This is a genomic window from Acinetobacter sp. YH12068_T (genome assembly GCF_024606005.1).
Taxonomy (GTDB): domain Bacteria; phylum Pseudomonadota; class Gammaproteobacteria; order Pseudomonadales; family Moraxellaceae; genus Acinetobacter; species Acinetobacter amyesii.
Genome location: NZ_CP094555.1, coordinates 1,224,654 through 1,246,960 on the forward strand (window position 1 = coordinate 1,224,654; position 22,307 = coordinate 1,246,960).

Annotated in this window: 19 protein-coding genes; 12 read left to right on the forward strand and 7 right to left on the reverse strand. The window is 39.8% G+C overall.

Features of this window, described 5'->3' with window-relative positions; translation table 11 throughout:
* Positions 1-45: 45 nt before the first annotated feature.
* Both MST18_RS06015 and MST18_RS06020 read right to left on the reverse strand, forming a co-directional pair.
* The gene (locus tag MST18_RS06015; RefSeq protein ID WP_180107519.1) at positions 46-432 is read right to left on the reverse strand and encodes an MCR_0457 family protein; all 387 of its coding nucleotides are present in this window, start codon (positions 430-432) and stop codon (positions 46-48) included.
* 226 nt (positions 433-658) lie between these two features.
* Positions 659-1,033 carry an MCR_0457 family protein gene (locus MST18_RS06020; RefSeq protein WP_111884222.1) on the reverse strand — a complete coding sequence of 125 codons (375 nt, stop codon included), beginning with the start codon at positions 1,031-1,033 and terminating at the stop codon, positions 659-661.
* Positions 1,034-1,149: 116 nt separating this feature from the next.
* Between MST18_RS06020 and surE the strand changes: the two genes are divergently transcribed.
* From surE to MST18_RS06035, 3 genes are all read left to right on the forward strand, one after another.
* Positions 1,150-1,923, forward strand: a complete 774-nt coding sequence (gene surE, locus MST18_RS06025) for a 5'/3'-nucleotidase SurE (RefSeq protein WP_111884223.1) — start codon at positions 1,150-1,152, stop codon at positions 1,921-1,923.
* Between the two features lie 114 nt (positions 1,924-2,037).
* Positions 2,038-2,868 (forward strand): peptidoglycan DD-metalloendopeptidase family protein, encoded by an 831-nt coding sequence (locus MST18_RS06030; protein ID WP_078191836.1) that lies wholly within the window; start codon positions 2,038-2,040, stop codon positions 2,866-2,868.
* 92 nt (positions 2,869-2,960) lie between these two features.
* A complete protein-coding gene (locus MST18_RS06035) occupies positions 2,961-3,890 on the forward strand; it encodes a LysR family transcriptional regulator (RefSeq protein ID WP_180133106.1) in 930 nt (309 codons plus the stop codon).
* A gap of 68 nt (positions 3,891-3,958) precedes the next feature.
* Here the strand turns inward: MST18_RS06035 and MST18_RS06040 are convergent, their stop codons facing one another.
* The gene (locus MST18_RS06040; protein ID WP_180133107.1) at positions 3,959-5,170 is read right to left on the reverse strand and encodes an aspartate aminotransferase family protein; all 1,212 of its coding nucleotides are present in this window, start codon (positions 5,168-5,170) and stop codon (positions 3,959-3,961) included.
* A gap of 198 nt (positions 5,171-5,368) precedes the next feature.
* On the opposite strand from MST18_RS06040, the gene grxD reads away from it, so the two are divergent.
* Positions 5,369-5,710 carry a Grx4 family monothiol glutaredoxin gene (grxD, locus tag MST18_RS06045; RefSeq protein WP_067762767.1) on the forward strand — a complete coding sequence of 114 codons (342 nt, stop codon included), beginning with the start codon at positions 5,369-5,371 and terminating at the stop codon, positions 5,708-5,710.
* A 181-nt stretch (positions 5,711-5,891) separates the two neighbouring features.
* Here grxD and MST18_RS06050 read toward each other — a convergent pair whose 3' ends face one another.
* Positions 5,892-8,540: a Lon protease family protein gene (locus MST18_RS06050; RefSeq protein WP_373684471.1), complete on the reverse strand. Its 2,649-nt coding sequence runs from the start codon at positions 8,538-8,540 to the stop codon at positions 5,892-5,894.
* A 205-nt stretch (positions 8,541-8,745) separates the two neighbouring features.
* On the opposite strand from MST18_RS06050, the gene MST18_RS06055 reads away from it, so the two are divergent.
* The 5 genes from MST18_RS06055 (at position 8,746) to rpmE (ending at position 13,653) form a co-directional block, all read left to right on the forward strand.
* On the forward strand, positions 8,746-10,890 hold the full coding sequence (locus MST18_RS06055; protein WP_180133109.1) for an MFS transporter: 2,145 nt from the start codon (positions 8,746-8,748) through the stop codon (positions 10,888-10,890).
* A 197-nt stretch (positions 10,891-11,087) separates the two neighbouring features.
* The gene (gloA, locus tag MST18_RS06060) at positions 11,088-11,489 is read left to right on the forward strand and encodes a lactoylglutathione lyase (protein ID WP_078190168.1); all 402 of its coding nucleotides are present in this window, start codon (positions 11,088-11,090) and stop codon (positions 11,487-11,489) included.
* A gap of 223 nt (positions 11,490-11,712) precedes the next feature.
* Positions 11,713-12,687: a bile acid:sodium symporter family protein gene (locus MST18_RS06065; RefSeq protein WP_111884228.1), complete on the forward strand. Its 975-nt coding sequence runs from the start codon at positions 11,713-11,715 to the stop codon at positions 12,685-12,687.
* 51 nt (positions 12,688-12,738) lie between these two features.
* Positions 12,739-13,227, forward strand: coding sequence for a hypothetical protein (locus MST18_RS06070; protein WP_180133110.1), 489 nt, complete (start codon positions 12,739-12,741; stop codon positions 13,225-13,227).
* A 201-nt stretch (positions 13,228-13,428) separates the two neighbouring features.
* Entirely contained in the window at positions 13,429-13,653 is a 225-nt protein-coding gene (gene rpmE / locus MST18_RS06075; protein ID WP_078190165.1) for a 50S ribosomal protein L31, read from the forward strand.
* Positions 13,654-13,737: 84 nt separating this feature from the next.
* On the opposite strand, the gene MST18_RS06080 is transcribed toward rpmE, so the two are convergent.
* Genes MST18_RS06080 through epmB form a run of 3 tightly spaced genes read right to left on the reverse strand, consistent with a single transcriptional unit; the run spans position 13,738 to position 18,625 of the window.
* Positions 13,738-15,867 (reverse strand): EAL domain-containing protein, encoded by a 2,130-nt coding sequence (locus MST18_RS06080; RefSeq protein ID WP_180133111.1) that lies wholly within the window; start codon positions 15,865-15,867, stop codon positions 13,738-13,740.
* Positions 15,849-17,594: a GTPase gene (locus tag MST18_RS06085; RefSeq protein WP_180133112.1), complete on the reverse strand. Its 1,746-nt coding sequence runs from the start codon at positions 17,592-17,594 to the stop codon at positions 15,849-15,851. The genes MST18_RS06080 and MST18_RS06085 overlap by 19 nt, the downstream gene beginning before the upstream one ends.
* A 14-nt stretch (positions 17,595-17,608) precedes the next feature.
* Positions 17,609-18,625, reverse strand: a complete 1,017-nt coding sequence (gene epmB, locus MST18_RS06090) for an EF-P beta-lysylation protein EpmB (RefSeq protein ID WP_180076959.1) — start codon at positions 18,623-18,625, stop codon at positions 17,609-17,611.
* 388 nt (positions 18,626-19,013) lie between these two features.
* On the opposite strand from epmB, the gene efp reads away from it, so the two are divergent.
* The 3 genes from efp to MST18_RS06105 all read left to right on the forward strand — a co-directional run bounded on the left by efp (position 19,014) and on the right by MST18_RS06105 (position 22,196).
* A complete protein-coding gene (gene efp, locus MST18_RS06095) occupies positions 19,014-19,583 on the forward strand; it encodes an elongation factor P (RefSeq protein ID WP_067762759.1) in 570 nt (189 codons plus the stop codon).
* Positions 19,584-19,777: 194 nt separating this feature from the next.
* Complete coding sequence (locus tag MST18_RS06100) at positions 19,778-21,880, forward strand: carbon starvation CstA family protein (protein ID WP_180133113.1); 2,103 nt, start codon at positions 19,778-19,780, stop codon at positions 21,878-21,880.
* 13 nt (positions 21,881-21,893) lie between these two features.
* A complete protein-coding gene (locus tag MST18_RS06105; protein WP_078190160.1) occupies positions 21,894-22,196 on the forward strand; it encodes a YbdD/YjiX family protein in 303 nt (100 codons plus the stop codon).
* Positions 22,197-22,307 lie beyond the last annotated feature (111 nt).

The following is a 22,307-nucleotide window of genomic DNA, read 5'->3' on the forward strand; positions in this document are numbered from 1 at the left end:
ATGGGGTGCAAGCGCTTATTTTAAAAGTATTGTAACCAATTGGTATTATTTGCTGTAAGCAGTCAATTCTTTGCAAATCGCACCATTTTTCTTATCGCCAGCTTTCTTCGCATCAGACTGTGCTTCTTTTAAAGCATCTTTAAAACTTTTTTGTTTGCTGAGTTGCTGTAAAGCATTTACTGGGTTCTTTTCATTCGGCATATATTCTTTAGCTAATTTTGCATAACCCGCTTCAAACTTTGGTTGATCTTTGTCATTCACCAGTTTTGGGCAGACTTCAGATAGTACATAGATAGCTGCAAGTTCTTGACTGGTCACTTGAGGTGTAGGGGTAACTTCAATTTTTTCATCTGCGGCATGTGCAGACATGGTAGTGAAAGCAAAAGTAGAAAGGCTAAGGGCACAAAGAGATTTTACAAAGGAGTTTTTCATTTAAATAACCTGTTAAATAACCTAAAAGATATCAAATAGCTAAAATTTATTTGCCTAGCTTAATCGTATTTCTGGTAGAGATCAGTAGAAAATTGTATTGAAGCTGTTTAGAAATCAATACATTGTGAAAGAAAAAAGGATGAGGCTATAAGGCTTCATCCTTTTTTTGGCAGGTGATGCAATAAGGACTAACCTATTTAGAGGACGTCCAAAGCTCAATGATCAATTAACCTTCATAACTTAAAACGTCATCACAAACTGATTTTTGCTCAGCTTTATCAGTTTCTTTAGCAGCTTGACGCGCTTCTTCAAGAACTGATTTATATTCGCTGTCAGACTGTAATTTTTCTAATGTCATTGATTTATCAGAATAATCAGCAAGATATGTTTTAGTGAGTGCTTGAATGTTGGCATCAAATTTTGCATTTTGACCAATAATCGCAGGGCATACTTCTAACATGACTTGTGCAGATGCAATATCTTCTTTTACGATGGTATTGGCTTCTTCTTGAGTGAAGTCATTGTCTGCGACCACAGTTTGAGTCATGCAAGCTGCTAGAGCAAAGCTCAATAAACCACGAAGTGCTACGGTTTTATTCATTTTGTACACACACATTTATGCTGGATGTTGAAATGTAAATATATATAATTATTCATATATTTCAATAAAATGTTCTTGTGAGTCATTTTTAATTTTTTAGTAATGGAAATTTAGTTGTGAATATTTTAATTGCCAATGATGATGGCGTTTTTGCTCCCGGTATCCAAGCTTTAGCACATGCATTGCGTCCTCTCGGTCGTGTGGTGATTGTGGCGCCTGAAAGCGAACGCAGCGGTTTTTCAAGTGCTTTAACTTTAGATCGACCATTACGACCTGTCGAAATTGCACCGAATATGTGGGCGGTAAATGGTACACCTGCGGACTGTGTGTATTTATCAATGAATGGTCTGTTTGATTTTGAATTTGATCTAGTGGTGAGTGGAATCAATAGTGGCGCAAATCTAGGTGATGATGTGCTGTATTCAGGGACAGTGGGTGCGGCATTTGAAGGCCGTTTAATGAAACAACCTGCGCTAGCCGTGTCTTTGGCTGGGCCAAATGTGCGTAGTTATAATAACCCAGAAGATTATGCAGTCGCCGCGCAATGGGTGCATGATTTTATCGCCAATGGACTACCCGCGCTACCTGCACGACATATTTTTAATATTAATATTCCAGATGTTGCTGAACTTCAAGGCACCAAAGTGACCTATCAAGGAAGACGTTTACAGTCCAAACCGATTACCAGTCATGTAGACCCGCGTGGTCGTCAAGTCTATTGGATTGGATTGGCAGGCGAGGCAGTGGCAGAGCCTAAGAAAGGCTTAACCGATATCGAGTCAGATTTTTTTGCCGTGGCAAATGGTTATGTCAGTGTAACGCCTATACAAATGGATGCTACAAACTATGAGATTTTGAATAACTTACACGCAGAGTTATCTAAAATTTAAGTATTAGTGTTATAACTTTGTGAAAATGGTTATGCCGCAACTTTTTTAGAGTGGATTTTTGCTAATCTTAGCCCATTCATAATGACTATATTTGAATTATTAGTGAGGAAGATGATGTCCCTGGTGTCACAATATCGCGTTATTACCGCTCCTGCAGCATTATTTAAGACCCTTGTTTTATCTGCTGCTGTGGTTACAACTTTGGTCATGACTGGCTGTGCGTCAAAACCACAAATTAATAATGCGACCCGTTATGCGACTGCTCCGGATTATTATACAGTTCGTTCGGGAGATACTTTAAGTGGCATCGCAGCTCGCTATGGCTTGAGCTATGTCAGCATCGCAGAAATGAACGATATTGCCCAGCCTTATCGCATCTATGTTGGACAATCCATTCGCCTTAAAAATAGTGGCTCTCGTCGTACGACGTCTACACAAGCCATGACTCAAGCGGCACCAATTCAACGCCAAACGATTGCAATGCCAACGCAAACAGCGCCCGTGACTCAAGCTTCAACCACTCCATCGACAGTGACGCGAACTACAGTTCCAACGCCAGTGGTCAGTTCTTCAAGTTTACGTTGGGTGAGTCCAGTATCGCGTCCTACGGTATTACAAGGCTATAACTTAGCATCGAATGTGAAAGGAACACGTTACGCAGGTAATACAGGTGATCCTATTTTTGCAGCAGCTGATGGTCAAGTGGTCTATGCCGCCGATGGTCTTAAAGAGTACGGCAATTTAATTTTGGTGAAGCATATTAATGGCTATATCACTGCATATGCACATAACAGTAAAATGAATGTCAAAAGTGGCGATACTGTGAAAGCAGGGCAGCAAATTGGTGAGATGGGTTCATCGGGTACCAACCGCACGATGCTTGAGTTCCAAGTGCGTTTAGATGGTAAACCAATCAATCCAACTTCTGTTTTACCAAATAATTAAATATATAATGCAAAAGCAAAATATCCCCGTATAATACAATGAGTTGCTTTTATCGAAAGATGAAGCTTCTCATAAGTTTATGAGGGAAATTTATGTTAGATCAACTTCGAGCAATGGGTGTCTTTGCTTGCGTTGTGGAAAAAAATTCGTTTAGCGGTGCTGCTCGTGAGTTAGGTATTACCACGAGTGCCGTGAGTCAGCAAATCCGCTCACTAGAGCAGGATATGGAAGTCATTCTTTTACATCGTTCAACACGTAAGTTAAGTTTGACAGAAGCTGGACAAGCTTTTTTTCATAGTTGCCAAGAGATGCTATCTGCCGCAGAGCGCGGCAAAATTCGTATCAATGAACTTCGTGACGACTTAGTCGGTGAATTACGTATTGCATCAACACCAGAACTTTGTGCGAATCATGTGATTCCTGCATTGTCACATTGGATGTCGGCACATCGCGGTTTATCCGTTCATCTAGAAGCAGATAATCAATATATCGACTTAATTGATGGCCGCATTGATATTGCGCTACGAATGAGTTCAAAAATTGATGATCAACAGTTTCATGTGGTGCCATTGGCACATGTTGAACAAGTTCTCGTTGCAGCACCAAGCTATATCAACCAAACCAGTTTAATTACACGACCAGAAGATTTACAAAATCATGATATGGTTCAAATAAATTTGGTTAGAAACTTTCAGCATTTTGCATTTGAAAATGCAGTGACTAAAGAGCAGGTTGAATTGGATGTGCACTCCCGATTTACAACAAATAATGTATTTGCTGCAAAAGCAATGTGTCAACAAGGACATGGCATTGCAAGAATATTATATCTAGATACGCAAAAAGACTTATTAAACGGTTCTCTTGTTGAAGTTTTACCAGAATGGCGCTTACCATCATTCACTCTATATGCGGTGATGTCTAAACGTGATCAACAGCCTACCAAGATTCATCGTTGCCTAGATGCATTAAAATTGTATTTCAGTCAATTACCAGGCGGACGTGTATACCAAGAAGCCTCATAAAAACAAAAAAGGTTTAAAAAGATATAAAAAAAGCCGCAATCAGCGGCTTTTTTTACCTTCGGCACAAATTACGCTAGAAAGTTTTTCACCATTTTAACAATGCGTTCAATCAAGATATCCGCTTGTTTTTTATTGATGTTCAGCGTAGGTAATAAACGAATCACAGAGCCTGCTGTTACGTTAATAATCAAGTGATGCTCATCACGTGCAATATTCACAAGTTCGCCACATGCTTTTGGTAATTCAATGCCGACCATTAAACCAAAACCACGAACAGTCACGTTTTGCTCTGCAAGTTGCTCTGTGAATTGCTCAACAAGATACGCACCCATATTTGCAGCATTTTCAACAAGGTTTTCCTTTTGAATGGTATCAATCACGGTATAAACCACACGTGAACCTAATGCTGTACCGCTATAAGTTGAACCGTGGTTACCCGCTGTTAAAACGCCTACACCACGACCTTGAGTCATGACTGCGCCAATAGGGAAACCATTACCTAGACCTTTAGCTGTAGTTAGCACATCAGGAACAATATTGGTGTGTTGATACGCAAAGTATTTACCAGTACGGCCGTTACCTGTTTGCACTTCATCAAGCATCATTAACCAGTTGTGTTGGTTACAGATACGACGAATATCTTCTAAATAGCTAAAACCTTGAGGTGCAGTATTTACACCACCTTCACCTTGGATCGGCTCAACCAAAATCGCTACGATGTCAGGGTGGTGAATTGCAGCTTCTTCAATTGCTTCGATATCACCAAAAGGTACACGAATAAAACCTTCAACCAATGGGCCAAAGCCTTCTTGAACTTTTTTGTTACCTGTCGCAGATAACGTTGCCATGGTACGACCATGGAATGAATGATCAGCAACAATAATTTTAGGGTTTGCAACACCTTGCATATGACCAAATTTACGTGCAATTTTGATTGCACCTTCATTTGATTCTGCACCACTATTTGAGAAGAAAACTTCTTCCATACCCGCAACTTCAGCTAATTTTTGCGCAGCAGCCGTTTGCCAAGGCACTTCAAATAAGTTACTGGTATGAATGAGGGTCGCTGCCTGTTCAGCAATTGCAGCTGTAATTGCAGGATGTGAGTGACCTAAACCACAAACAGCGATCCCTGTCAGTGCGTCTAAGTATTCTGTGCCATCTGCGGTATACAGGTGAGCACCTTGACCTCGGACAAAGCTGATCGGTTGGCGGCCAAATACTGGCATCAAGTGCGATGGTTGATCAGTTTGTACTGGGGCAAGGGTAATGTTATTCATGACTAACTCTAATTTGTCAGGTGATTGAAATAATATAGAGGAGACGCCATATATATATGAGCATCAAGAGGTCTATATAAGCAAAATATGACTCACTTGAAAAGCTGAAATGTAAATAAAACGTGAAATATTGCTTTAGTCATATTGTTTTACTCAGTTTTGGGTATAATGCGAAGCAGATTTATTGAGGATATATCAATGACTGAACAAGCACGCGATACAGAAGCGTTAATTCGTGACCAAATTGCTAAACACGCAGTTCTACTTTACATGAAAGGCACTCCACAGTTTCCACAGTGTGGTTTCTCTGCGCGTGCAGTAGAAGCGCTCAGTCAAATTGGTCGTCCGTTTGCTTATGTAAATATTCTTGAAAATCAAGATATTCGCGCAACTCTTCCACAAATTGCAAACTGGCCGACTTTCCCACAATTATGGATCAATGGTGAGTTGATCGGTGGTAGCGACATTATGCTTGATATGTTCCAAAAAGGTGAATTACAACCTTTAGTTGAACAATATAGCCCAGCTCCTGAAGCTTAATTGGATGTGTATTTGATGATTTTGATCATTGGATACAGATAAAAATAGCGCCTTAAAGGCGCTTTTTTTATGACTTATTTATCAAAAAAGTCGTGGTTTATGCGTTTTTCCACCATTTCAAAGGCATTTAAAGTGCAATGAATGGTGGAAAAATCAACAAATGAATAATCTAATCGAACATTTATGACGGATTGTCTTCAGTCGGACTTTCTTCAACACGTTGCTCGTTTTCAGCAGTCCCATTTTTAGCAGTACTGTCTTGAGCTTCAGACTTCTTTGCCTTTTTATCTTTATTCTTTTTAGACTTCTTCTTTTTTTTCTTTTTCTTTGGCTCTTCTTCCTCAAACTCAGCGCCATCTTCAATCGCTTGCCAGTACTCAAGTTGCTCCATGACAGCAGCATAGATTGAGCCTTTGCTATAACGACCTTTTTTATCAAGAGTGCCTACTGGACGCGCCATCAAAATTTCTAATGCTTGGTCAATGGTATCTATGGCGTGAATATGGAATTGACCTTGTTGCACAGCTTCAATCACATCTTTGCGTAACATTAAGTGCTGCATATTTTGGCGTGGAATAATCACACCTTGCTTGCCTGTTAACCCTTGTAATTTACATGCATCATAGAAGCCTTCAATCTTGGCATTTACACCCCCAATCGGTTGAACTTGACCCAATTGGTTCATGGAGCCAGTGATTGCCCAAGATTGATCGATTGGTAATTGGCTAATAGCGGAAATGAGTGCTGAAAGCTCTGCAACAGTTGCGCTGTCGCCATCCACTTGACCATAGCTTTGCTCAAAGGCAAGGGCAGCAGAAAAATGTAAAATTTGTTCACGACCAAAGTGTGCCTTTAAGAAACTCGACATCAGCAGGACGCCTTTGGCATGTAAAGAACCACCGAGTTCTACACTACGCTCGATATCTAAAATATCGCCGCCGCCTTGATAAACCGAAGCCGTTAAACGTGACGGTAAACCAAATTCAACATCAGCATATTGAATCACAGAGAGGGCGTTAATCTGCCCGAATCGATGACCTTTGGTTTCGATTAACTGTGTACCGCGAGTGAGATCTTGCCAATATAATTCACGTAAGTAGCCTAGACGGTATTTACGATGATCAAGAGCGGTGTTGATATGTGTTTCTGTCACCATTTTATCGCCAGCAAGTGCTGCATGATGATGTGCTTCACGAATCAAATCACCTAAGGTGAGGGCATGTAATGACAAAGAGCTTTGATCTTCAGCTTGACGACTTGAATCAGTTAACAGTGCAGCAAGTGCTGTACGGTCAAACGGCAGAAGTTTGTCTGTTTGCACATAGTCAGCAATTAGCTGCATATATGCCTGCTCATTAATGTCATTACGTTGTAATGTATCGGTAAAATCGGCACGAATTTTAAAGACACTGCCAAGTTCAGGTTCGAGTTCTAAAATATCGTAATAAATATCAGGTTCAGCAAGCAGGATCACTTTGATATTTAAATCAATGGCTTCTGGCTCAATCGAAATACTGCCTGTTAGCGTGAGCATGTGTTCAAGTGAAGACAGCTTTAAATGTCCTGATTTTAATGCACGTTTTAGACCTTGCCATGCATAAGGCTGCTCTAAAAGTTGTTCAGCTTCCAAGATGAGGAATCCACCATTGGCCTTATGCAATGCACCAGGACGGATTAACGTAAAGTCTGTGGTGATGGTGCCATTTTGGGTCAGTTGTTCAACATGACCTAGCAAATTGTAATGGGTTGGGAAATCTTCAAAAATAACTGGCGCACCAGCATTTGGTTTGTGTGTGGCGATGATGTTAGCTTGGTAGCGAGATGGCACTCGATTAAATAGGCCAGGTGTAAAGTCATCTTCTTCTTGCTCAAGCACAAACTCAACATTTTGAATGATGTCATCTGCATATTGCTTCAGATAATCTTCCAAGCCTTCAACCATGCTAAATTTATTTTGAATTACATCAATACGCGGCATGACGACTTGTTTAGCAATTTCACGGTTTAAAACCTGAACTTTATCGCGTGCGTCATCTTCAAGATCACCAAGATGTAGACCAAGACGTTCAAGTTTTTTATCCATATAACGGACGTTTGACGCAATTTCAGCACGTTGTTTGCTGCTTAAAGCATTGATGTCTTCTTTCGACATTTCCTGGTATTTGTTATCGACCAAATGCATCGGAACGAAACAATGATCATCATCCTGAGAAATCAGTTTAAGATCGAGCTCTTCACCTTCTCGGGTTAATTCAACTAAAGCAAGATGTTGTTCATCACCAGCATGTTGGCGAATCATTTCAATGCGATTGTGATAGGTTTCTGCGGTGAAGCGACGTTCAAGCTGTTTTAATATAGTTTGCCAACTTTGATGTAATAACGCTTGGAATTTTGTCGCTTGACCAGAAGGAAGTTTTAGCGCAATCGGTTCACGCGGAAACTTAAAATTATTGACATAGACCCAGTCTGAAGGCGTTGGCATATTTTTAGCGTGTTGTTGTAATAAGCGCTTAATCATGGTGCGCTTACCTAAGCCTGCGGTACCTACAGCAAAAATGTTATAGCCTGAATAGGGTAATGCAATGCCAGCCTCGACCGAAGCTCGGGCACGATCTTGTCCTAAAAAGTCATTAAGTGGTTTGATCCGCTTGGTAGACGTTGGTATTTTTTTTAGCTCAGGTGTATGCGTCAGCTGAAGTGGCTGCAACTGGGTTTTAGTTAAAGTATTCTGTATTTCGGGTTGATCAAAAGCGCTCTTTAGTGTCGTTACTGTTTCTGCTAAGTTTTTTGTGTTGGTTTCATTAATGGTAGTTGATAAAGAAGAGTGAATTTGTTCAAGTCGCTGGGTCACTGTTGAATCCAAAAAACTAAAGAATAGAGATATGTAATTAAGGTATACAGGTTTAATGCCAAAGATCAAGCAACAGCATGCGAAATATCGATAAAATAAAACAATGATTTCATAAATGTTGTTGAAACCGTTGTCATTAAGCGCTTGAATAGCAACATTCGATTTTGACAAAAATAACTGAGTCATGACAACACAAGCTTCAGGATGGAAATCTGCTTTTACTGCATTTTTAGACCGACGTGCGCTGATTATGCTTTTTCTTGGCTTTTCGGCCGGTATCCCAATTTTACTGATCTTTTCCAGTTTATCGCTTTGGTTAGGTGAAGCAGGAATTGATAAAAGTGCAGTGACTTTTTTTAGTTGGGCAGCGCTTGGCTATTCGTTTAAGTTTGTTTGGGCGCCATTAATTGATGAGTTACCTGTGCCATTTTTAACCAAACAACTCGGACGTCGCCGTGCATGGTTATTGATCGCTCAGGTTCTCATTATCTGTGCAATTTGTATCATGGCATTTTCAGATCCTGCTTTAGGACAAAGCTATATTTACCAAATGGCCGCTGGCGCTGTATTGCTAGGTTTTTCTGCCGCAACGCAAGACATTGTGATTGATGCTTATCGTATTGAGTTGGCAGAAACTGAAATGCAGACCGTTTTAGCTTCGACTTATAATGCAGGTTATCGTATCGGCATGATCGTGGCAGGTGCAGGGGCGTTATTTTTGGCGGCATATTTAGGCACGGCCAAAGGTAACTATATTTATGAAGCTTGGAAATATACTTATCTTGCAATGGCTGCTGTGATGGTTATTGGTATTATTACAACTTTATCGATACGTGAGCCGCAAGTTGACCGTGTACAAAAGCATTATAAACGGACTGACTATTATCGTTTAGTCGCGGTATTCTTTGCTGCGGTGGTTGCCTTTGTCTTGAGTTATATCTATTCAGGTGTAGCGGTTGAAAGCTTGAAAGAGCAGTGGCAAATTTCGGACTCATTTGCATTGTTCTGTTTAGAGGCTGTGCGCTTTATTTGTTCAGCGGTGGTTGCTTTTGGTGTCGGTTCTGTTTTAGTGAAATCAGGTGCTGTAAATAAGCAGATGGCATTTGAAACTTGGGTTAATCCAGTTGCAGATTTCTTTAAGCGCTATGGTCTAAAACTGGCTTTAGTACTGTTGTTACTTATTGGTTTTTACCGTATTTCCGATATTATCGCCGGCGTCATTTCTAATGTGTTTTATCAAGATTTAAACTTCACCAAAGAGCAGATTGCTGAAGCTGTAAAAGTCTATGGTGTGATTTTTAGCTTGGTTGGCGGCTTCCTTGGCGGTTTGCTAGCGCAGCGCATGAACATTATGAAATTGATGTTTGTTGGTGCGATTTTAGCAAGTTCAACAAACTTGATTTTTATCGGTCTGGTCAAATCAGGTCAGCCATTAAGCGATGTCACTGTAAATGTAGCAGGGCAGCACTATACAGCGACGCCGGATGACACGGGAGCTTGGGCAGTTCAAATTCCAAAAGCAGTCTTGGCGGCTGATCAAAATATTCAGGTCAGTGCGGATTATCAGTCTAAGAATCAACATCCAGTACAGGTGAGTTTGCCGTATTTGAATAATGCTTTTTCAAACTTAGCAATGATGTTGCTGCCAGTGACTTCAGATAACACGATTTCAGCTCAAGAGACTGCAAATAGTATTGTGGTCCGTGGACAATACTTGGCAGGCGAGTTAAAAGAAAATCAAAAAATTCAAATTATTTTGGATGCTAAACCATTCGACGCGAAGCTTGATAAAACTGGTGTTTTTAGTGCTGCAATTCCAGGTCAAGCGCTCGAAACAGCAAATCAAAAAACATTAACGGCTCAACTACTAGAAAATGATGTAGTGAAAAAGAGTGTCGATTTAACATATCAAGTGAATACATCAGCCAATATGTCAGGTGTACTTGGTGTTGATATTCAACCGATTAATTTGGCAAGTGCTGAACAGAATGTGGACATCAAAGGTAAGGTCATTAAGCCTTATAGTTCGCTGTGGCTATATTTCGCGATTATTGTCGATAACTTGGCGTCAGGACTTGCAGGCGCGGCGTTTATCGCATTTTTATCGAGTTTAACCAGTGTTTCTTTCACAGCCGTTCAATATGCTATCTTTAGTTCATTAATGACCTTAACCCCTAAAATTTTAGGCGGTTACTCTGGTACGATTGTGACCAATATCGGTTATCCAAACTTTTTCTTGATGACGACTTTAATTGGTATTCCGATTTTAATTTTAGTGGTTTGGGTCGCCAAACTATTGAGGGAACATGAACAAAAATCCAATTCATAATTCAATTTAACTTGAAAAAGCCTATTCAGTTTGAGTGGGCTTTTTTATTCTAAGCTACTAAATAGCCTAAGCATATCTGCGGTTTTAGACAAGGATATTTGAAATAAGCGGGTATATGCGTTCTAGACTTAAATTGAACTTTGTATGTTAAATCCCTATAGTATTCAAACATAATGATAGATTTAGGAAACTCGATTATGCGCATGCTGCATACCATGTTACGTGTAGGCAATTTAGAGCGTTCATTGGCGTTCTATACTGAAGTACTCGGTATGACTTTGCTTCGTAAGCGTGATTATGAAGAAGGTCGTTTTACTTTGGCATTTGTGGGCTATGGTGATGAAGAAAATCATACTGTACTCGAATTAACGCATAACTGGGATACAGATAGTTATGAGTTGGGAAATGCGTATGGCCATATCGCTATTGCTGTAGATGACGCTTACAAGGCTTGTGAAGAAATTAAAGCACGTGGCGGAAACGTGGTACGCGAAGCAGGGCCAATGAAAGGTGGTGTGACCGTCATTGCCTTTGTTGAAGATCCAGATGGCTATAAAATTGAGTTGATCCAACAAGACTCAAATGCACGAAATAATTAATCTGCAATTATTCATTTAAAGTCATATGTAATTCTGAATATTCTTATTTATAAATTTTTTTGCGTTGAGCTCACTATCAACGTTTAAAATAATGAATATATCGGAGAAAAGCTGGCTTTATTTATATGGCCCAGTAAGATGAAATTTACTCAATGGTAAATTTAGCTTATTGGGCATTTTTGTGCCGATCAGCTTTAAAGGGAAATTTGTACAGGATGTTGTTATGCTAAAAATGTTGGCTTTGGATCGTTTTACCATTCTACTTTTTGTAATGGTCATACTTGCGACTTTTTTGCCTGTCAGTGGTCAAGCTGCAGAACTTTTTGGCTATATTACAACGGCTGCAATTGCCATTTTATTTTTTCTACATGGTGCAAAGTTATCTCGTGAGGCTGTGGTTGAAGGCATAATGCACTGGAAGTTACATGCTTTAGTTTTTGGTTTTACCTTTGCATTATTTCCATTATTGGGTTTAATGGCGAAACCAATTCTCGTGCCGATGTTAGGGCAAGAGTTGTATTGGGGCTTTTTGTTTATGTGCTTTTTACCCTCGACAGTACAGTCTTCTATTGCATTTACTTCAGTAGCACAGGGTAATGTTGCTGGCGCAGTCTGTAGTGCATCATTTTCAAATATTATTGGGATGTTTATTACCCCAGTGATGGTGGCCTATTTTATTCTCGGCCAGTCACAACATAACTACGATCCGACGGCATCTATTATCCAAATTACCCTGTTATTACTGATTCCCTTCATTTTAGGGCAGCTCCTCCGTCCTTGGGTGTTTCCTTATATGAAGAAAATGCCAAAAATTGTGAAGGTATTTGATCAGGGCTCAATTTTGATGGTGGTCTATGGCGCATTCAGCAGTGCGGTGGTGGCAGGGCTATGGCATCAAGTGAGTGGTATGACCTTATTCCTGTTGATTGTGGCGTGCTCTGTCTTGTTAACAATCATTATGTTATTGGCGCTATATGTACCACGTTGGTTGGGCTTTAGCCGAGCTGATCAAAAGACGATTTTCTTTTGTGGTTCTAAAAAAACTTTGGCGAGCGGCGTGCCCATGGCACAAATTTTATTTATTGGGCAGCCGATGGGGATGATAGTTTTACCAATTATGATCTTTCATCAAATTCAGTTGATGGTCTGTGGTGTGATTGCCAACCTTTGGGCAAAACAAAGCCGTGGGCAAGAATAAGGGTGAGATGAATACGTCCTTTTAAAATACCTTATATAGATGAAAAAAATCATGAAAATTAAACAAGGTGTCTTTATTTTATTCTTGGGTATGAACACTGTCGTTCATGCCCAAGAGGATTTATCCGTAAATAGTAACCGTGATGTCATTGAAAAAATGCCCCTCATCAGCCTGCAGCCCATGTTGGATTTTTGTCGTGATCGACAACCACAGTTGAATACGGAATTAGATCAGGCTTATCAAGCTGCAAAGCTTAAATTAATTGCTGCGGTTCAGGCTGTCCGTTTTAATGGTGTAGAGCCATTAAAAGCTAAAGATGTTGATCAGCCAGTCGATGCACAATTTAAACAACAGCTTCAAGGCATGTTAGAGGGCATGAGCAGATCATTACAGTCAGTAAATGCAGCGACGTTTTGTCCTGCATTTATTGAAAAATTAAACCATTTTGATCAAGCCCAATTTCAGCGTACAGTCGAATTACAATATCAGAAATATTTAGAGCAGGCTCAACCTATAAAGAGTAGAGCGATTCAGCCTTGAATATCTATTTATTAACAATAAAAAATCAGCTATAATTTGCCCCAACTTGTTGTGCTTAGCTCTGACGGTATCCGTCTCGGTGGGCCAAAAGAATGGTCTGTTATGGTGTTGGTCTGCTTTTTTAAGCCTTCCTTGTAGTGATGCAAGAGTGATCAATTGCGATGACAGCTAAACCTTCTTAAATCTTAGGAGTAATCGACGATGCGCGCCGATATTCACCCAAAATATGAAACTTTAGTTGCTACATGTTCATGCGGTAACGTAATTGAAACTCGTTCAGCTCTTGGTAAAGAAACTATTTACCTAGACGTATGTTCTGCTTGCCACCCATTCTACACTGGTAAACAGAAAAGCGTTGACACTGGCGGTCGTATCGACAAATTCAAACAACGTTTTGCTGGTATGTCACGTTCTATCAAACGTTAATATCCAAAACGAAAAAACGGGCTTTATGCCCGTTTTTTTTGTGCCGATAAAAAGATAAACCTTAAATCGGCAATGTTCAGAACCTTATTGGTCCTGAACATCGATGAGATGGTCGAGTTTCTTCTGGAAATAATCACCTTGAATAAAACGAGCTTCTACATTCCAAGCATTGGCAAACAGTGTCATGTCATTTAATTCACGTAGCATGATTTCAACAGTTTTGATTTCATGATAAGTGGTAATTTTTTCTTGCAGCTCTTGGCATGACTTGTCGTTTGCAAGCATTTGGGTCAAGCTTGAATCTAGTGTTAAGCAGTGAACATCCATTTGACGTAATAATGATTCACTAAACATCGAATGACCAAAATTACGTAAAGCCAGTTCGGCACCATTTTTACGAAGTTCAACAAATGCTTTTTGAGCCGCATCAATATTGAGCTGAATGTCTTCTTCTGCAAATTGTAAAATCAGTGGATTCTTCAATTTACTACGAATAATCGTAATGAGTTTTGAAATAAACTCAGGGAAGGTGCGGTCGTTATATAGCACTTCCTTGTTCAGGTTAACGATTAATTTAGCTTCAGGGAACTGAGTAATAAAGTTGTGTAGCTGTTTACACGATTCAACCAAGATCCAACGATCCAATTTAATGGATAGCTCTGAGTCTTCAGCCAATTCACGTAGTTGGGCGATATCTTTCCATTTATTTTCAAAAATAAAGCCGCTGGTTACTTCATAAGTATAAAGATGTGAATCTTCTTTATCATACAGTTGCTGATATTTAAGATGAATTTCACCGCGTTCTAAGCAGTTGCGAAGGGCCTTGATAACAGGAGCTTCATCACTAACGACAATCGGCGCAATTTGTGCTTCTGGTGTACCAAAATCCAAACTTGGTATGTCAATTTCTAATGGAATAGTTAAATCGATTTCAGGTGCTTGTTGGTTGGTTGGTAGCGCAGTATTAAAGGCTTTCGCAATAAAGGTATCAAAATGTGCTTCATCACGAATATCGCTGTCTAAAACACTGTATCCTATGCGTAAATTTAATGGATAAGTTTCATTGTTTACACTGAGTAATTGAGGTTTGCTCAGGGTATTAAGACCAATCAATTTAGACTCAAGTTTGAGCTGATTATCCGCTTGGAATAAGGCAACGATTGCACCATTATCTAAACTAAATAATGGAGCATGAGTCTGATCTTTCAAGAAATCTTTAATATTGGTGAAATAGCTCTTATAAGTATTCCAATCTTTTTGAAAAATCGCATCAGAACAAGAAGCCAATGTAAATAGAACTAATGCATTTACATTAGCAGGTTGCTGAGCAATGGTACGGTTGAGTTGTTGAAATGCTTTTGGTTTTTGTGGGCTAGCTTCAACTTGAGCATTGCTTACAGCATTGCTGCTTTGACTGCCAATTTCAATTGCGAGCTGTAAAGCATCTTCTTCAGCTGCGGCAATAAATTCGAGTTTTAGTGGGTTTTGCCCAACCACTGCTATATTTTGTGAAACGAGATCAAAACGTCCTAAATCGAGCTGCCCTTGGCTAATTTTTTTAAAGCGTTGCTTAAAGTCGTTGAGGTCAGTAGGTTGTAATAGATCGAGTAAAGGCAGACCAATTACATCATCTTCATTTTTTAGACCAAATAAAGTGAGATATTCAGCATTGGCTTGAATGTGAATGCCTTCTTGAATCACGGCAACCGCTTTACGACTATCTTCAACTAAAGACTGGGTTTGGATTTGAGCTGTTTCGAGCTCTTCCATTAAATGTTGCTGCGATTGTTGTAGGCGACTAAAGGATAAAGCACGGATTAAACCAAAATAGAAACTCTCAGGTTCAGCAATATCGACAATGTCATAAATCCCTTTTTTGACTAAACTTGCATATTGTTCTGCTTGATAGTCCTCGGGTTTAAGTAAAATAATCGGTAAATTCGGTTGGCTCGATAGTTGAACTAAACTTAAAGCTTGTTCATATTTTAAATCATAAGCACGTCCAAAAATGATCAAGTCCCAATTGAGATTCAGCTGTTTTTCGAAATTTTGTAAATCATCAAGTAATATGGCATGAACTTGATGTTCGCTGTCTGTCAATAAATCACGTATCTGGTTAAAACGTATTTGATTATCATCAATAATGAGTAATCGAGTTTCCGTACGTTTTAGTTTTTTGGATAGTAATGGATTTCTCACTTTAATGCTTCCCATAAGTCGTTATTTTTGATCTCATTGCTCTGTTTCGCAATATAGTCTTTAACGACATTTTCTTGCTCTTCATTCAATAATTCATATTCAAAGCGAATAAAGCTTTGTGTCACCAACTGCGCTTTGGTGAGATAGACTTTGATGTCTTCTTTGCCTAAGCGAAGGTGGATCGTTTGTTTCTCTCGGAAGAGATTTGCCCCAGGTAAAATTAAGGTCGTAGACACTTGATCAAGTTGTGTGGTCTGTACCAATAAAGCAGGTTGATGATTTGTTGTATTGCGGTCGGTACGAATATGGGCTGAACATGGATACAAATCTTGAGCCAGTACTTCGAGACCCAATTCCAAACTTTTTTCAGTCGATTGTTTGATCCAACGAACAACACCGCCACGCCATTGGCTTTGAGCATTTTCTTGGATCAAAATAAATTCGCCGGTTTTTAAATTAGCAGGGGTAGGACCAGTCCATTTAATGCGATAACCATTCACACTAATATCTAAAACGTCAGCGGTATGAATCTGTTTTGCTTCACGATCTAGCGCTTTCGCATTGGTCATGCCTGTTGGCATATTTGAATCATGCGAATTGACAAAAGACGCTTCATTGTGGAATTGATAATTGCCTTCTAAATCTAAAGTTTCGTGGAAGTTTTTACCTTTAGAGAGATAGAAATGCGCCACCATTAAGCTAAAGCAAATATTAATTTGCGCAGAATATTCATAACGCTCATGACGACGTTCAGTTTTGTTGGTCAAAATATTATGAATATGGAAATATAGCGCTGGAGTTAAAAATAACTTTTCATTTTTAGATAAATAATTGGCATTTCTAGTTTGCGTTTCGGTCAAATGATCGAGCAAGTTTTGCGTTGAAATGTATACATTGGCTTGATAAGACCGATCTTGTTTTGAGTTATAAATCGGTGGGTGATCTTTTTTCGTGTCTACAATATAGCGTGAAAGCGTGGTTTCTTTCGGTAGGATTTGAACCAATTTTGCCCAGTCAAAGCTACATAAATACAAACCTTGGATTTCAGCAGGGCGAATCTGATGATTATTGAAAATATCTAATAAGATTAATTGTGCATAAGCTTGAGCAATATTTGCAATTTGATGTTGAGTACCCAGCAACTGATTGACATTACTTTGATAGAAATCGTGTTCAATGGCACATTCAATCAGTTGATGTGCCGCAATCCATTGACCTGCAGTCGGTGTGGCATACAACATATTTTGTTGATACAACAACAGTGTCAGTTGTTGCAACGCATAGTAGATTGATGCAATTCGAGCGGTTTGTAAGCTTTTTTTATGGCCGAATGAAAAAATCGAAAACTTTTGTTGATTGAGCTGCTGATTACATCGTTTGGCAATATCAATATAGATTTTGGCAAAGTGACTACGTAAAAGCATCGCCAATTCAATGATTTGATCATTACGATCCGTGGTAATGAGGCTTTGATTGGTAAAGTGTTTTTCTAAGCTTGTGAGCACACTTTCCATAGTTGGATGTAAAATTTGAACCAAATCAAAACGTAACATCTCTTGGCATTTCAGCTCGGAGATTTCAAGTAAGGCATTGAATAAAGCTTTAGATGAGGTACCCAATTGTAAAATTGAAATACCGTTTAACCACTCTTGCAGACCTTTAGCATTGGTCGGACAAAAGCTTAATTTATCCAGCTTTAATTCAGTCGGATTGTAAAACGTATCTGAAGTATGCGTGGTCATCTTTATTATTTAACTCAAAAAGTTGAAGCCCCAAAAAGCGGTGTCTTGTTTTTTTCGCCCGCTATTTCCCGTACAAGTTTAGGAACCAAATAACCAGGTAGGTTCTCTAAAACTTTTTTATAAATTAAATCAATATCCTGAGCTGGTGTATCAAAATGATGAGCACCTTTTACTTTATCCAGAACATGCAAATAATATGGCATTACACCTGCGTCGAATAAGCGGTAACTCAAATCGACCAATACTTCTGCAGAATCATTAACCCCTTTTAATAAGACTGCTTGGTTCAGCACGGTGATTCCTTGTTTGACAAGCTGTTGAAGCTGGCTGCACGTGAAGTCATCTAGCTCAGATGGATGATTTGAGTGTACCACTAGAATAATGCGTAGCCTACTGTTTTTTAAAATAGAAACCAGCTCTTCATCGACACGGTTGGGGATTACGATAGGAACTCGTGAATGAATTCTCAAAAATTTAATTTGTGGCAAAGTCGATAAACGTTCAATCCACACTTGAAGTTTACGATTTGATAGTGTGAGCGGGTCTCCACCACTTAAAATCACTTCATTAATATCGGGTTGTTGTTCAATATATCCTTTAATGTTTGGCCAATCGTCATTTTTAGGCAGGTTTTCTTGGTATGGAAAATGCCGGCGGAAACAATAACGGCAATGGACCGCGCAGGCACCGGTTAAAGTCAGTAAAAAACGAGACTTGTACTTATGTAATACGCCTGGCTGTTGGTTAGCCTGCTCTTCACCTAAAGGGTCGGTGACAAAACCGGCGTGTTCTTCAAGTTCCAAATGATGCGGTAGGACTTGCAGTAAAAGCGGATCGAGCGGATTACCTTTTTGCATTTTTTCAACAAAAGCGCGCGGCACACGTAGGCGAAACTCATCTGCTGCGAACTGAGCACCCGATAATAACTGATCATGGGAAAGTTCTAATACATCGAGTAATTCTTGAGGATTTGTTATCAAATCACTCAATTGGGTTTGCCAGTTTTGCTCTTGAAATAAATAGTTTATCATGCCGATTGTTTAAAAAATGCAGAAAGGTGAGTAGGGAATATTGCTGAAATTAATGAGTCGAACTTTGATGTTTAAGCTGAAAAAATTCCGATAAAGTTTAGAACGGATGAAGCCTACGAAACATTTATTAAGTTTCAGTAAACAGCAATTTTACCTGTTTGTGGGCATTGTATAAACAAAGTTCTTTAATGTCTGAGTGTAAGTTAAGCAGCTTGACCCCTTTAATGGGGATTTTTTCGTTGCGACATGGTGCATTGGTCATTTAGAATACGCAATATCACATTAATGTGCATGTGGCAGCCAATGTTACAGTCAGTACTTGCTAAATGACATGTTACAGCCCATAGCATCTATAGATTAAAGTTAGTAAGTTTGGAGTGAGCCAGTCATGGCCTATTATTCTACGAATGATTTCAAGTCAGGCCTTAAGGTCATGCTTGACGGTAACCCATGTTCAATCATGGAAAACGAATACGTAAAACCAGGTAAAGGCCAAGCTTTTAACCGCGTAAAATTACGTAACCTTAAAACTGGTAAAGTTTTAGAAAAAACTTTCAAATCTGGTGATTCACTAGAAGCTGCTGACATCCAAGAAGTTGAAATGAACTACTTGTATAACGACGGTGAAATGTGGAATTTCATGGACCCAGAATCTTTCGAACAAATCGCTGCTGATAAAGTTGCTATGGGCGACGCGGCTAAATGGTTGAAAGATGACTCAAATGAACTTTGCACAATCATGCTTTGGAACGGTGTTCCTTTAACTGTGAGCGCGCCAAACTTCGTTGTATTAAAAATCGTTGAAACTGATCCAGGTGTACGTGGTGATACTTCAGGCGGTGGCGGTAAACCGGCTAAGCTTGAAACTGGTGCAGTTGTACGTGTTCCATTATTCGTACAGCAAGAAGAAAGCGTTCGTGTAGACACTCGTACTGGTGACTATTTAGAACGTGCATAATGGTTTAAAAATAGACTATTATCGAAAGGGATGAAGTGATTCATCCCTTTTTTTATACCTATTGGTTTAAATTTTTATTCCAAAGTATTAGATGAAAAAACCTATAACAGGAGTAGAGTTTCAAGGGAAGAAACAGCAGTACCTCGAACAAGAAAAATCAAGCTGATTTATTTCAACATTTATGAGGGATTGAGATGGAAAACATTCAACCGAAGTCAGGAATGGCTTCAAAGATTATCTGGCTGTTTGTAGCCATTCTAGGTGCCGTTTCATTCGGCATACTAGCACTCAGTCGAGGCGAGCATGTCAATGCAGTTTGGCTGATCCTTGCAGCAATCTGTGTGTATAGCATTGCATATCGTTTTTATAGTTTATTTATTGCCAATAAAGTCTTTGAACTGAATGAGCGACGTTTAACGCCTGCCCATCGCTTAGCTGACGGTTTGGATTATGTGCCGACCAATAAAAGTGTTCTATTTGGTCACCACTTTGCCGCGATTGCAGGTGCAGGTCCTTTAGTCGGACCAATCCTTGCTGCACAAATGGGTTATTTGCCGGGAACAATTTGGCTCTTAGTGGGTGTTGTTCTCGCCGGTGCGGTTCAAGACTTTTTAGTCTTATTCATCTCAACGCGTCGTGATGGTCGTTCACTCGGTGAAATGGCAAAACAAGAACTGGGTTCTTTTGCCGGAATCATCGTGATGCTTGGCGCACTTGGTGTGATGATCATCATTCTTGCGGTACTTGCTTTGGTGGTTGTAAAAGCGTTGACCAATAGTCCGTGGGGTGTCTTCAGTATCGCTGCCACTGTACCGATTGCGATTTTCATGGGTATATATATGCGATTTATCCGTCCGGGTAAAATTGCAGAAGTGTCGATCATTGGTTTTGTACTGATGATGGCTGGGATTATCTATGGTGGCGACATTGCACAGCATCCGTACTGGGGGCCATTCTTTACACTTTCAGGTACTGAACTAACTTGGTGGTTGATTGGTTATGGTTTCGTGGCATCAGTATTACCTGTTTGGTTACTGCTTGCACCACGTGATTACCTATCTACCTTCTTGAAAATTGGTGTTATTGCAGGTTTAGCAATCGGGATCATGTTTGCTTTACCTGAGATGAAAATGCCAGCGGTAACGCATTTTATTGATGGTACAGGTCCTGTATTTGCAGGCTCAATGTTCCCATTCTTGTTTATTACCATTGCCTGTGGTGCAATTTCAGGTTTCCATGCGCTCGTTTCTTCAGGAACGACACCGAAGCTTGTGAATAATGAAAAAGATATTCGCATGATCGGTTATGGCGGCATGTTGATGGAGTCTTTTGTTGCGATTATGGCTTTGGTCTGTGCAACGATTCTTGAGCCTGGTGTGTATTTTGCGATTAATGCGCCAGCAGCTGTGATTGGTACAACGGTTGAGTCCGCTGCAGAAGCAGTTCGTACATTAGGCTTCGTGGTCACACCTGAAGCATTGACCTTACTTGCACAAGAAGTGGGTGAAAATTCGATTCTGTCTCGTACAGGTGGTGCACCAACATTTGCGATTGGTATGGCGCATATCATTACGGAAATTTTTAATAACCGTTCAATGATGGCGTTCTGGTATCACTTTGCGATTTTATTCGAAGCACTTTTCATTTTAACGGCAGTTGATGCGGGTACACGTGCATGTCGTTTCATGGTGCAAGATACTGTGGGTATCGTGATTCCTGCGGTTAAAAACTCACATAACTTCTTCGGAAATCTGTTAGGTACAGCGGTGGCTGTTGCAGGTTGGGGCTTCTTCGTTTACCAAGGCGTGGTTGATCCACTCGGCGGTATTAATAGTTTATGGCCGCTATTTGGTATTGGTAACCAAATTCTTGCTGCGATGGCATTGATCTTGGGTACAGTGATTTTATTCAAGATGAAAAAACAAAAGTATGTTTGGGTGACAATTATCCCAACATTATTCTTGTTTATTACTTCAATGACCGCTGGTTGGCAGAAGATTTTCCACGAAAATCCAAAGATTGGTTTCTTGGCTCAGGCAGATCGTTTTAATGCAGCAATTGCGAAGAATGAATTGTTGGCACCTGCAAAAACCATGGCTGAAATGCATACGGTTGCATTGTCGAATCAAATCAATGCCGGTCTGTGTGCATTCTTTATGATTGTGGCATTTGTGATGTTATTTGCAGCGATTGGTGTGGTGCGTCGTGCCTTGGCAAATCCAAATCCATCGGTGAATGAAGCAGAAGCAATTTACCGTGGCCCAGCTGAAATTAATCCGTCAAATTCAGCACATTAATAGGGGAATATGAATGAACCTGAAGTTTGCAAAAAGTGGAAAAACGGTGATTTATAAAATCATTAAAATGACCATTATGTCGCAGAAGGATTTAATTCTGAACCCGAAAAATTGGTCACGTATTGCGACGTTGTGGCAACGTTTACAGCAAAGTTTCCGCCTGATGGTGGGTGTGCCAGATTACCAAAACTATTTGGAACATATGGCAAAACATCATCCTGATTTGGAAGCGATGGATGCAAAAACATTTTATCGTCACTGTGTAGATGCACGTTATCCATCAGCTGGTGGTGACATGAAGAAGTGTCCTTGCTAATGCAGTGACTCGAGCTAAAAATCTAAGAAAAAAGCGTTCTTCGGGACGCTTTTTTTATTGCTGATTTGTGAGCAGTCGAAGCGAAAACAACCCTTTTGTATACTCAATAAA